Origin of the sequence: Dyadobacter sp. (assembly GCF_051859145.1) — a bacterium.
GTDB lineage: Bacteria > Bacteroidota > Bacteroidia > Cytophagales > Spirosomataceae > Dyadobacter.
Map to the genome: position 1 here is coordinate 26,799 of NZ_JBHYGF010000002.1, position 13,194 is coordinate 39,992.

A 13,194-nucleotide genomic window follows, 5' to 3' on the forward strand; every position below is an offset into this window, starting at 1 on the left:
GCTCTCTTCTCTACTTTAAGGATTTGAACTTCAATGCAATTTTAGTGACGTTCGGGTAATCGTAGGCGGTGCTCTGGGTTTTCATGATGAATGAATTTTCGTCGACGTCAGCCGGAGCGATCGTCCAGTCTCCCGGTGAAGGCGGCGCGCCTGGCAGGCCCACCGTGATCTTGTTTTCATTCAACTTCCATTGCAGCTTGAAAGGTGTAGATTCTCCTTTGAACACACCTTCGAAATTCCCGTCTTTCCGGATCTCGACAATCTCCATATAACGCCGGAAATCGATGCCGCCGAATTGCTGCGTCATTTTCCCCTTCTCGAATGTAACCTTATCATTTACTCTGATCTCATCTATTTTCCACTTGGGCGCAGCAGTAAGATATGCAGCGGCTTCCTTGGGATCTCCGGCTGTTTTATTGCAGGAAATCAGCGTTGCAATCAGTGCGAACAGTGTTAGTAAAGACGGGAAAACGGGATTTTTCATTTGTGTAAAACAGCTTATTTGGCCCACAAAATAAAAGGTATGTGGGCCAAAAACTAATCACGGTTGTACAATTGTGCCAGCTCGGCCAGGAACTGCTGGTCCTTCTCGCCATACTGGTCCGGCAGTAACCGCCAGGCCCAGTTATCTTCATTCGAACCCGGTACGTTCATCTTCGCACTTTCATCCAGATTAAGTACATCCTGCATAGGCAGTATCGCGATTTTGGCGACAGACTGATAAATCAATCGCGCCATTTCTGCGTACGCATTTTCCTCGGTTACTTCCTTGCCGGTATAACGTTCCAGTCTCTCTTTCACACCATCCTCAGCCGACTGCTTAAACCAGCCACGCGTCGTATTATTATCGTGTGTTCCCGTGTAAGCGATGAAGTTGAATTCATAATTATGCGGGATATGGTCTGACTGCGGCATGTTTTCGTCGAATGCAAATTGAAGTACCTTCATCCCTGGCAATGAGAATTGATCGCGCAGCTTGTAAACCTCCGGCCCGATCTCGCCCAAATCCTCTGCGATAAAAGGCAACTTACCCAATGCAGACTGGATCTTTTCAAAGAATGCAGCATCCGGCCCAAGCTTCCATTTCCCGTTTACGGCAGTTTTCTCATCACCGGGTACTTCCCAATAATCAGCGAATGCGCGGAAATGGTCTAACCGAACGGTGTCAAAGAGCTCTACATTCTTTTTCAGACGGTCTATCCACCATTGATATCCCTGCTTCTCAACAACTTCCCAATTGAAAACCGGCATTCCCCAAAGTTGGCCATCGTCAGAAAACGCATCTGGCGGCACACCGGCTACCCCGGTGATCTTGCCCGATTTATCCACGCAGAATAGCTCCTTATTTGCCCAAACATCGGCAGAATCGTAGCTTACGTAGAATGGAATGTCTCCCAGCAGCTTGATTTCGAGATTGTTGCAGTACTCCCGCAGGCTTTTCCATTGCTTGTCAAAAATGAACTGCTGCCATTTCACAAACTCAATCAGCTCTGACTGCGTGCTTTCAATTTCCTTGATAGCAGCCTCGTCGCGCATCTTGAACTGATCAGGCCACTCGTGCCAGGGCTTACCGTCATGTTGTGTTTTCAATACAATGTAAGTGGCAAAATCCGGCAACCACTCTGCATTTTGCTCACAAAAATCATTGTAAGACTGCTGGTCGCCGGCTTTGTCCTGCTCCTTATATGCTGCAAATGCTTTTTCAAGAATTTCCGTCTTGATCCGGTTTGCTTCTTCGTAATCCACTTTATCTGACGGATCGATATGGAAGTCGGCGAGACTTTCGGCATCCAGCAAACCTTCATTCGCCAGCAGTTCCGGACTGATCAGCAACGGATTACCCGCCCGGCTTGATACCGCGCTATAAGGCGAGTTAGCCTGCGAAGGTTCAGTCGGGTTGAGCGGCAGTAACTGCCAGATCCGCTGGTTACTTTTGTTCAGAAAATCGGCGAATGTAAATGCCTGCGGCCCCAGGTCACCTATCCCGAAAGGAGAAGGCAGTGAGGTAATGTGGAGTAAAACACCTGCTTTACGCTCATTATCCGGCTTTGAACCTTTGAGCAAACCAAATGGTAACTTGCCAAACACCTCCGATGGCACCAACTTGCCTTGCCACTCCCCTTTTTGTTGTGTCAAAACATCCAGCCATTCCGGCGCAAGTCCGTCAGGCAATACTACACTGGTATCTTTCCAATCCAGCTCAAAAAAGGATGTTTGCTGTTCTTTACAAAGCGCCGCAATGTGCATTGGAATCACTACCACGTAGTAATCCTTCTTGTGCTTCCGGGCAAAAGCCATTAAATGGTTTTTGTACTCGCCCCTGGTTTTCAGAGAAATGTAATGTCCTTCGGTAAAGATATGGGCTTCGTCCCTGCGCAAATGGAAGAGCTGCGCGGTGAGCCACAGCTTGATTTTCGCATTATACCGCTCGTCCCACAGCTTTTCAAGCAGCCTGTCGGAATCGTATTCTTCCAGTTCATTCAACCATTTAGTTCGTTTTTCAAAATCCGGCGCGCGCCTGTTGTCGGGATCGACCAGTGAGAAATCCCACAACTCGCAGCCCTGGTAAACGTCCGGAATACCTGGCAGCGTAAATTTGAGCAGTACCTGAGCCAGTGAGTTGATCAATCCATAATCTGCTATATCGCCCAGGAATGCCTGAAAATCTTTGTAAAAAGCGCTATCGCTTTTTAGCAATGCAGCCGCAAAATCCTTTGCTTTTTGCTCATATTCTTCGTCCGGCTCCGACCATGAAGAGTTTACTTTACCTTCCCGCAAAGCTTTTTGCAGGTATTCGGCAAGCCTGTTTGAAAAATCGTCCTCGTCTTCGCCGGGCATCGGGTGCGCACCTGTGATGGTTTGGTAGATCAGGTACTCGTCGTTCGCATCAGGGCCTTTTCCACCTGCTCTGAGATCAGCGGTCAGCTTACGCCATTCTTCCACTTTTTCAATCCAGCCCTCACCCAGGTCTGTCAGCACATTCAATCTCGCACGCACATCCTCGCCGCGCTTGGTATCATGCGTGGAAGTTGCGTTCAATGCGAGCGGCCACTTTTGCTGGCGCTTGGTCATGTAATGATGAAAATCCTTTACAGTCACACCAAACCGATCCGGGAAATCGCCTACTTCATTATGTGCGATGAAGCGGTTATTGGTATACATCAGGGTATCCTCCCCTCCTTTCGCCATCAGCGGACCTGAAAACTGCATGCAACGCTGATAGAATTCCAGCGCACGACCATTATATTCTTCATCTTCCTGTTCGCCAGGCGCTTCGATCATGCACTTTGAAAACAGCTTTGCCGCTTTTGCCAGGTCCGGGTGGTATGTAAGTACCTCTTCAATAATAGACTTCAATGCCGCATTCTCTGAATCCGAAAGTGGCATCTGGTTGCCATAGTACCTGTATACCGGACAATGCACGAGGAATTCGCCGATGAATTTTTTGACATTTTCTTTCCCGGCCGCTTCCAGTTCGACGTTCGAAGCAAGTTCCAGCTCAATAAACAGCTGGTACAGGTTTTCAAGCTCGCCGCCCATGTGGCCGTATAGTATCTCAGACTTTTTACTCAAAAGCTGATCATGAATTGGCTTGTCGGAAGCCACGAGCTTTTGATAAAATGCATCAAATGTTTTCTCTGCCTCAGGATTGGACAGGAGATTATTGATCATAGCCAAAAACTCATAACCTGTCGTTCCCTGAATGGGCCAGTTCTCCGGCAGGTCTTCCTCTTTTTCGAGGATCTTTTCGGCAATAATGTAGGTATCCTCTCCTACTGCATTCCGCAGTTTGTCAAGATACATATCGGGATCAAACAGTCCGTCAATGTGGTCGATTCGCAATCCCTGGAACACGCCTTCTTTTACAAGCTCTTTCGTCAGTCTGTGGTATTCGTCAAAAACTTTGTCATTCTGCATATTCAGGCAGATCAGTCCGTTTACCGTGAAAAAGCGGCGGAAGTTGATCTGTTCCTCTGTTTTCTGCCAGTGGCAAAGCACATAGGTCTGCAAATCGGCTACTTCTGTTAACAGCTCCTTGCTCGCATTGAAATGCGTCAGGGTATCATCAATGTACTTTTTGATCTGCTCATTCTTGTATAAAGATGCAAGCTGCAACATCAGCTCATTCCATCTTTCCGAAAATACATTCGGATCTTCTACTTCATGGATCTCCTTGAGCTGTGTAACAAATTGCTGAATGGACTGCGGCTGATCGCTTTCTCCGACTGAAAGAATGCGCTGATAAGATCTCAGGTTAAGCGGGAAAGCGCCGCCGGAAAATTCGAGCATCAGCCTGTTATTGGTATAAACCAGCTGTAACTCCCCGCTTTCTATCACTTCCGCAAGATCATTCGCAAGAAAGGGAACCATAATACGGCCCTTAAAAAGCCGGTTGTTCCACGCAATGTCAAAGAAAGATGCATAGCGTGACTGTGTTCCCTTTTCGAGCACATCCATCAGCCAGGGATTGTCGGAATGGAAAGCCATGTGGTTGGGAACAATGTCCTGCAACCAGCCAATGTTTCCTTCGTGAAGCTTGCCGCTGATTGCTTTGAGCTGATCGAGCGTACCCAGCTCGGGATCGATATCCGCCGGATTCACGCCGTCGTATCCATGCGTACTGCCCGGTGTAGATTCCAGGATAGGCGATGCATATATAGTACCAACACCCAGTTTCCGGAAATAGGGAATCAGTTTTTCAAAGTCCTTAAATGTAAATGTATTATTGAACTGTATGCGATAAGTAGATGCAGGATGATTCATAAAATGCTGTTTTTGATCTGACCCTGCCCTTTAAATATTATGCCAGACAGTTTCAGCACAGCAATTGATCACGCACGCAGCAGCGACCGTAATAAAGCAAGGTCGAGCGGCTTTGGTAGCAGCTTAATGATAAACGGATTGCGCTCGGCCTGGGCGAAATCGTTCGGATCGACGGTGGAAGAAGTCATGAAGAGCCTGATGCGGTTTCTGACCCCGGGAGGGAGCAGTCCGTAATGTTCGGCAAACTGGAAACCGTTAAGACCGGGCATTTGCAAGTCGAGCAGTATGACGGTTTCCGGCATTTCATGGGTCTGCTGCACGAGGTACTCTTCCGCCAGCTCAGCCGAGCTGAATGTATGCACAATGGAAGCCAGCCCGCTTTTCAGCAGCAGCTTTTCCTGTGTGAACAGGTCGAATACGCTATCATCAATGATTATGAATTCCATGCATGCAGGAAATAGAGGTCATAACAAAACCTTCTGCCAGACGTAAAGAACAATAAATGTAGAAAAATAAATTTTTGTTTTACATTTAAGTGTAATTGTAGAATTAGTTAACAAAAGGAGACCAATGTACAATTTCTACCGCCTATTCCTCCCCTGAAATGTCTGACTAATACTAATTAGGTGCTGATTGCTAATGAAACTACCTCTGCTGCTTTGTTTTATACTCACGTTTGCATTTTACGATTCTAGCGCCCAAACCAGAAATCGTCCTTTCCGCCACCTTACAACCAATATGGGCTTGTCTCAGAATAATGTGAACTGCATCCTAATGGACAGGCGCGGTTTCATGTGGTTTGGCACTCAGGATGGACTGAATATGTATGACGGGTACCGTTTTACGGTTTACCGGCACGATCCGCAAAACCCGAAAAGTATCCCTCACAGCTACATTACCGCATTATTTGAAGATAATAAAGGAAAATTGTGGATCGGGACGAACGATGGCGGACTGAGTATTTACAACTACCAGCTGGACAGTTTCACCAATTTCAGGCACGACCCCGGCATAGCAGGAAGTCTGGCGAACAACAAAGTTACTTCCATTGTACAGGACCCATCAGGCCACATCTGGATCGGCACTGCTGACGGGCTGAGTTACTATGATGCGGCAAAAAAACGTTTCTCGCATTACCGGCACAAACCTTCGGATCCGAATTCGATCAGCCAGAGTTATGTGAGAAGTGTGCTTGCAGATAGTGAGGGCTTTATCTGGGCAGGAACATTGTCGGGCGGTTTGAACAGGCTTGATCCGAAAACGGGCAAGTTTACGCATTACCGCCACAATCCCGCAGACAAAACCTCCATGGGTCCGGGCGAAATCAACAGCATTTATGAAGACAGGAATCAATTTCTCTGGATCGCCACGGAAGGCGGCGGGTTGAATATGCTCGACCGGCTGAACGGGACTTTCAAGAAGTTCCGCCATGATCCGGCGCGGCCTGAAAGCATTTCACACAATGATATCCTGTCTTTTGAAGAAGATAAGGCCGGCCGGCTCTGGATAGGTACCCGAAACGGTGGGATCAACATTCTTGAAAAAGACGGGACTTTCACGAAATATGCATTCAGCAAGGCCAATGCAGAAGGTATCAACAATGGATCTATCTACTCGATGTTCTGTGACAAAAACGGCACCATGTGGGTGGGTACTTTCAGCGGAGGTGTGAACATCCTGGATCATGAACCACTCAAATTCAATCGGTACAGAAGCATTCCTGCGATACAGGATGGTTTGAACAACGATAATGTACTTTCCCTGGCCGAAGACCTGAACGGGCAAATGTGGCTGGGCACGGACGGAGGCGGTGTCAATGTGATGAACCCGGAGACAGGCAGCTTCAAACATTATATGCATGTGCCGGGAAACAATGCATCTGTTGCCAGCGATTTTATAACTTCCCTGATCCGGGACCAGGAGGGAAAAATCTGGATCGGGAATTACAAAGGCGGACTAAGCTTCTTTGACAATACCACCGGCAGGTTTGTCAACCTGAACAACAATCCCAGACTCAAACCAATTACCGCGAACATTTACGCGATGGTTGACGACCGCAAAGGCCACATCTGGATAGGTAGCTCCGCCGGGTTACTGCGATTCAACAAAGCCGATTACTCTTACATTACTTTCAGAAATGACCCGCGCAATCCCGAAACGATCAGTAATGATGTGGTACCTTCTGTGTACATGGATAAAGCTGGAAATTTGTGGATAGGTACGGAAGGCGGCGGATTGAACCTTTACCATGAAAAAACAAACACCTTCTCACGTTTTGTACATAATCCCAAAGACCGCAAGACAATCAGCAACAACCTCGTTAACTGTACGATTGAAGACAGCAAAGGGAATTTATGGGTAGGTACCAATGGTGGTTTGAATTCATTTGATACAAAAACAAAGGTATTTACCTCATTCACCCAGCGCGACGGGCTTCCCAGCGACCTGATCTGGGGCATTCTGGAAGATACGCATGGAATGCTGTGGGTCAGCAGCAATAATGGACTGTCAAGATTTGATCCTACTACCCGGAGTGTCCGCAACTTCGATATCAGCGACGGTTTGCAGGGAACCTCGTTCAACAGAATGGCGAGCTATCGGGATAAAACCGGCAAAATGTATTTCGGTGGACAAACCGGGCTTAATATCTTCCATCCCGACAGCATTCGCTACAACAAATTCATCCCTCCTATCTATGTTACCGATTTTCAGATCTTCAATCAGTCCGTTCATGTAGGGCGTGGCTCGGTATTGTCTAAACACATTACCCAGACGCGGGATATTACTGTCTCACATGAAGACCTGATGCTTTCGTTCGAATTTTCGGCGCTGAATTATACATTACCCCGAAAAAACAAATACGCCTACAAGCTGGAAGGATTTGACAAAGACTGGATCTTTTCCAATACGACAAGAAAAGCAACTTACACCAACCTTGATCCCGGCGACTACCTGTTCCACGTTAAAGCCTCCAACAATGACGGCGTCTGGAATGAAACAGGTACATCGATCCGGCTGCATATCATCCCGCCTTTCTGGCAAACGTGGTGGTTCCGTATTCTGGGCTTGCTTCTTGTTGCTGCGTGCATTTACCTGCTGTACCAGGCCAGGGTGAAGGTGATTAAGAAGCAGAAACAGGTTTTGCAGCAAAAGGTATTTCAGCGTACCAAAGAAGTGGTGCGACAGAAGCAGGCGCTGGAAGAGCAGGCAACTAACTTGCACCAGCTCAATGAAGATTTGCAGCAGAAGAACATCCACGAATTACAGGCGCGGAAAGAAGCCGAAAAAGCGAACCAGGCAAAAAGTGTTTTTCTGGCAACAATGAGCCACGAAATCCGCACCCCGATGAACGGAATCCTGGGCATGGCGGTCCTGCTTTCTCAGACCGAAATGACCGAAGAGCAGTCTGAATATACGCAGACGATCATCAGTTGCGGCGATGGATTGCTGACTGTAATCAACGATATTCTTGACTTCTCGAAAATTGAGTCGGGCAACATGGAGCTTGAAAACAAATCCTTTGACCTGCATGAATGCATAGAAGAGGTACTCGGGATTTTTGCCGGAAAAACAGCCGATCTCGGTCTCGACCTCGTGTACCAGATAGATCCGGATATACCCTCCCAGATCATTGGGGATAACCTCAGGTTGAGGCAAATCCTGATCAATCTGGTCAGCAATGCTGTGAAATTCACGCACAAAGGGGAAATCCTGGTGAATGTAACGCGGGAAAGTCCGGCGCAGCAAACTCCCGAATTCAAATTGAAATTCCAGGTCAGGGACACGGGCATTGGTATTGAACATGAAAAGCTGGATCTGCTCTTCAAAGCATTTTCCCAAGTTGATTCGTCGCATAGCCGCAAGTATGGAGGTACCGGTCTCGGCCTGGTGATCAGCCAGCGGTTGACTGAATTAATGGGTGGTGAAATTTATGCGGAAAGTGAGCCCGGGAAAGGTACCAGCTTCTTTTTCACTATTCAAACTACGGCCGGCCCTGATACCGGCGAGCTTTCGGAAGCAACAGACGGCAGCGAAAATGCTGGCAAGCAGGTATTGGTTGTTGACGATAATAAAACCAATCTCCGCATTATCGAAGCGCAGCTTAAATACTGGAAGCTGGTACCTGTACTGGCATCATCGGGGCAGGAGGCGCTTTCAATGCTGAATGCCGAGCACAAAATAGACCTGGTCATTACAGACCGGAACATGCCCGGTATGACGGGCGTAGAGCTCGCCCAGCAAATCAGGGGCAAGTATCCCGAGCTACCTATCGTGTTGCTTACCTCTATGGGGGACGAAACGCGCAAGAACTATCCCGGCATATTCTCTTCCGTTTTGACCAAACCGGTGAAACACCAGAAGCTTGGGGAAGTGGTCAGGAAACAGCTTTCCAGGCAGGTTACTACATCTGACTCCAAAGCTACTGCACCAAATGCGCTTACAACAAGCTTCGCTGCCGAGTTCCCGCTCACGATCCTCATGGCGGAAGATAATGCGATCAATGAAAAGTTGTTTGTGACGGTGCTTTCCAAGCTCGGCTACAAGCCCGTGGTAACCAGGAACGGAAAAGAGGCGACTGTGGAAGCAGCCAAAAATGCTTACGATCTCATTTTTATGGATATCCAAATGCCTGAAATGGACGGACTGCAAGCAACCGGCATTATCCGCAGGCAACCCGGTCCGCAACCTTACATTATCGCGATGACTGCGAATGCAATGCAGGAAGACAGGCAGATCTGTCTATCAGCCGGAATGGATGATTATATCGCCAAGCCGTTGCGATATGAGGAAATAAAATCTGCATTACAGCGCGTTTACCAGCAGCGCTACACGGTCTCCGACCTCAGCTGATCTAATTAACCTGTAACCGGGTTAAAAGTTTCATTTTCAAAATGGTATACGTACACAATGTCCGTCAAACGTATACTTTTGCCTCGATGGGTTTGTAAAAAACCATTTCTGCAGGCATGATTTTGATTGCTTGCTAGTCCATTCAGCAAAATGAGAAACTTAAAACGAGATCGATGAGCAACCAGGACGGAAGAAAACGCGTGGTAATCACCAATGTTAGTCCCCAAGTTGAGTCTGGAAAATACCCGGCAAGACGTGCCATAGGTGAAAGCATTGATTTTTCGGCTGATGTGTTTGGTGACGGTCACGACGTGGTCGCTGCCGCTGTCATTTACAAGCACGAATCCGAAGAAAACTGGAATGAAGTCCTGATGCAGTTCGCAGGCAACGATCATTGGGAAGCAAACTGGTCTCCTGACAAAGAGGGTTTTTACCAATATCAATTTACAGGTTGGATTGATCATTTTACTACCTGGAAAAAAGGGCTCGTTAAAAAGTACGACGCGCACCAGGATATAGCAGTTGAAATCAAAATTGGTATAGAACTGCTTGAAGAAGCAAGTGCATTGGCTGAGGCTCAGCACAAGTCTGATTTCCAGCAATGGATTGAATTCTTTAACAACAATACCGACTACCAGGCATCTGTAAACCTGGCGATCAGCGACGAGCTTGCTGCTGCTATGTCGAAAATCAGGTATACCGATCGTATAACTGTATTTCAAAAAACCTTTCAACTGGAAGTGGAAAGAAAAAAAGCCGCATTCAGCAGCTGGTATGAACTCTTTCCAAGATCTGCATCACCGGAGCCTGAGCAGCACGGCACATTCAAAGATGTGACTGCGCTACTCCCAAAGGTAGCCAAAATGGGTTTTGATACCTTATACTTCCCTCCTATTCACCCGATCGGTGAGATGAAAAGAAAAGGGAAAAACAACTCACTTGTACCTTCCGAAACCGATCCGGGATCACCCTGGGCTATTGGTAACAGACTGGGCGGACACAAAGCTGTACATCCTGAGCTCGGCGAGATTGAAGATTTTGAAGAGCTGGTAGGTGAAGCTAAAAAGCTGGGCATCGAAATCGCAATGGACATTGCGTATCAATGCGCGCCTGATCATCCCTATGTGAAAGAACATCCACAATGGTTTAAATGGCGACCGGACGGAACTGTGCAATACGCAGAAAATCCGCCGAAACGGTATGAGGATATCCTTCCATTTGACTTCGAAACGCACGATTGGGAGAATCTCTGGAACGAGCTAAAAAGTGTGATTGACTTCTGGATTGAAAAAGGTGTAAGCGTATTCCGGATTGATAATCCGCATACAAAGGCTTTTGGTTTTTGGGAATGGATGATCGGTGAAGTGCGCAAGCAACACCCGCGCATTATCTTTCTAGCCGAAGCATTTACACGGCCGAGGGTTATGGAGCGACTTGCCAAAATCGGCTTTAACCAATCCTACACCTACTTTACGTGGCGAAACAGCAAGTGGGAAATCGAGCAGTATTTAAATGAACTGACGAAAACAGATCAGCAGTACTATTTTCGTCCGAACTTCTGGCCAAATACACCGGATATCTTACCTCATCACCTGGTAGAAGGTGGCGAGAATGCGCATATCACGCGGTTTATCTTGGCCGCTACGCTCTCTTCCAATTACGGTTTATACGGTCCGGTTTACGAATACGGTGTCAACACGCCGCATCCCGGCAAGGAGGAGTATACAGATAACGAAAAGTACGAGATCAAGCATTGGGATTGGGACCGGTACAGCCGTACCCGCGATATTATTACGAGGGTTAACAAGATCAGGAAGGAAAATCCTGCGCTGCAAACTACCTGGAACATCAATTTTGCCGAGACCAGTAATGATATGGTGATCTGCTACACCAAAGCAGATCCGCACAGCAACAACCTGCTGATCATCGCGGTTAACCTTGATTTTTTCAATACACAGGGAGCGAATATCAAAGTACCCCTGCACAAACTGGGCATGCATTGGGAGCAAAGTTACCGCGTTCGCGATATGCTGAGCGGCGAGCTTTACGATTGGCACGGAGAGTACAACTACGTGCAAATGAACCCTTACGAGATGCCGGCACACATTTTTAAAATTGAACCACTCAACTGAGACAACCATGGAATATAAGAACGGAGTGCTTGAAAAGAACCTGCATTGGTATAAGGACGCGATCATTTACGAGCTGCACATCAAGGCATTCAAGGATGGAAACTGCGATGGTATCGGAGATTTCAAGGGCCTGATGGAACAGCTTGATTACTTACAGGATCTGGGTGTCACTGCGATCTGGTTGCTGCCATTTTATCCTTCACCGCTACGCGACGATGGTTATGATATAGCTGATTATTACAGCATTAATCCCTCTTACGGGGATATTGAAGAGTTCCAGGCGTTTTTGCAGGAAGCGCATAAACGCGGGTTGAAAGTAATTACAGAGCTGGTTATCAACCATACTTCCGACCAACACCCCTGGTTCCAGCGGGCGCGGAAAGCGCCAAAAGGATCAGACGAGCGGAATTTCTATGTATGGACGGACGATCCGAAACAGTTCAAAGATGCGCGGATCATTTTTCAGGATTATGAAAAATCGAACTGGACCTGGGATAGCGAAGCAGAGCAATACTACTGGCACCGCTTCTTCCACCATCAGCCTGACCTGAATTATGATAGCGTGCTGGTTCAGGATGAAATATTCAAGATTATTGATTACTGGTGCGCAATGGGCGTGGACGGATTCCGGCTGGACGCAGTACCCTATCTCTTTGAACGTGATGGTACCAACTGCGAGAACCTGCCCGAAACGCATGAATATCTTAAAAAGCTGCGGAAGTATGTAGATGACCGTTACCCGGGAACACTGCTGCTTGCGGAAGCGAATATGTGGCCTGAGGATTCTGCCGCTTACTTCGGCGATGGAGACGAATGCCAGATGAACTACCACTTCCCTATCATGCCGCGCATGTTTATGTCGCTGCAAATGGAAGACCGCTACCCTATCACCGACATTTTTGACCAGACTCCGGCTATTCCGGATAACTGTCAATGGGGTATCTTCCTGAGAAACCATGATGAGCTGACCCTTGAAATGGTCACTGACGAAGAGCGGGATTATATGTACAAAGTGTACGTCAAAGATCCGAAGGCGCGCATTAATCTTGGTATCCGCCACAGATTGGCTCCATTGATGGAGAACAACCGCAAGAAAATCGAGTTGCTGAATTCGCTGCTGTTTACATTTCCAGGAACGCCTATTGTCTATTATGGCGACGAGATCGGAATGGGTGATAACTTTTACCTTGGCGACCGGGATGGTGTGAGAACTCCTATGCAATGGAGCCCGGACCGGAATGCAGGATTTTCGCAAGCCAACCCGCAGCGCCTGTATTTACCGACCATTTTGGATCCGCAATACCACTACGAAGCGGTGAATGTGGAACTGCAATCGCGCAACTCATCGTCATTGCTCTGGTGGATGAAGCGGGCAATCAGTACCCGGAAAAAGTACAAAGCATTCAGCCGTGGGGACATTCAATTCCTGAACTCGGAAAACTCGAAG

The 13,194-nt window shown here is 47.6% G+C and carries 6 protein-coding genes; 3 read left to right on the plus strand and 3 right to left on the minus strand.

Going from position 1 to position 13,194, the window contains the following annotated elements:
* Nucleotides 1-10: 10 nt before the first annotated feature.
* The 3 genes from ACTIE6_RS00520 to ACTIE6_RS00530 all read right to left on the minus strand — a co-directional run bounded on the left by ACTIE6_RS00520 (nt 11) and on the right by ACTIE6_RS00530 (nt 5,210).
* Nucleotides 11-484, minus strand: a complete 474-nt coding sequence (locus ACTIE6_RS00520) for a hypothetical protein (protein ID WP_439554765.1) — start codon at nt 482-484, stop codon at nt 11-13.
* A 53-nt stretch (nt 485-537) separates the two neighbouring features.
* A complete protein-coding gene (gene treY, locus ACTIE6_RS00525) occupies nt 538-4,764 on the minus strand; it encodes a malto-oligosyltrehalose synthase (RefSeq protein WP_439554766.1) in 4,227 nt (1,408 codons plus the stop codon).
* A gap of 68 nt (nt 4,765-4,832) precedes the next feature.
* A complete protein-coding gene (locus ACTIE6_RS00530) occupies nt 4,833-5,210 on the minus strand; it encodes a response regulator (RefSeq protein WP_439554767.1) in 378 nt (125 codons plus the stop codon).
* Between the two features lie 193 nt (nt 5,211-5,403).
* Here ACTIE6_RS00530 and ACTIE6_RS00535 point away from each other — a divergent pair, with 193 nt between their 5' ends.
* The 3 genes from ACTIE6_RS00535 to treS all read left to right on the plus strand — a co-directional run.
* Entirely contained in the window at nt 5,404-9,615 is a 4,212-nt protein-coding gene (locus tag ACTIE6_RS00535; RefSeq protein WP_439554768.1) for a two-component regulator propeller domain-containing protein, read from the plus strand.
* A gap of 173 nt (nt 9,616-9,788) precedes the next feature.
* Nucleotides 9,789-11,747, plus strand: coding sequence for an alpha-1,4-glucan--maltose-1-phosphate maltosyltransferase (locus ACTIE6_RS00540; protein ID WP_439554769.1), 1,959 nt, complete (start codon nt 9,789-9,791; stop codon nt 11,745-11,747).
* Nucleotides 11,748-11,754: 7 nt separating this feature from the next.
* Nucleotides 11,755-13,194: maltose alpha-D-glucosyltransferase (treS, locus tag ACTIE6_RS00545; protein WP_439554770.1), on the plus strand; the 1,440-nt coding region annotated here is incomplete at its 3' end.

Coding starts and splice junctions, on each gene's coding strand:
- ACTIE6_RS00520 (WP_439554765.1), bottom strand. CDS start 484: ATGAAAAATCCCGTTTTCCCGTCTTTACTAACACTGTTCGCACTGATT.
- treY (WP_439554766.1), bottom strand. CDS start 4,764: ATGAATCATCCTGCATCTACTTATCGCATACAGTTCAATAATACATTT.
- ACTIE6_RS00530 (WP_439554767.1), bottom strand. CDS start 5,210: ATGGAATTCATAATCATTGATGATAGCGTATTCGACCTGTTCACACAG.
- ACTIE6_RS00535 (WP_439554768.1), top strand. CDS start 5,404: ATGAAACTACCTCTGCTGCTTTGTTTTATACTCACGTTTGCATTTTAC.
- ACTIE6_RS00540 (WP_439554769.1), top strand. CDS start 9,789: ATGAGCAACCAGGACGGAAGAAAACGCGTGGTAATCACCAATGTTAGT.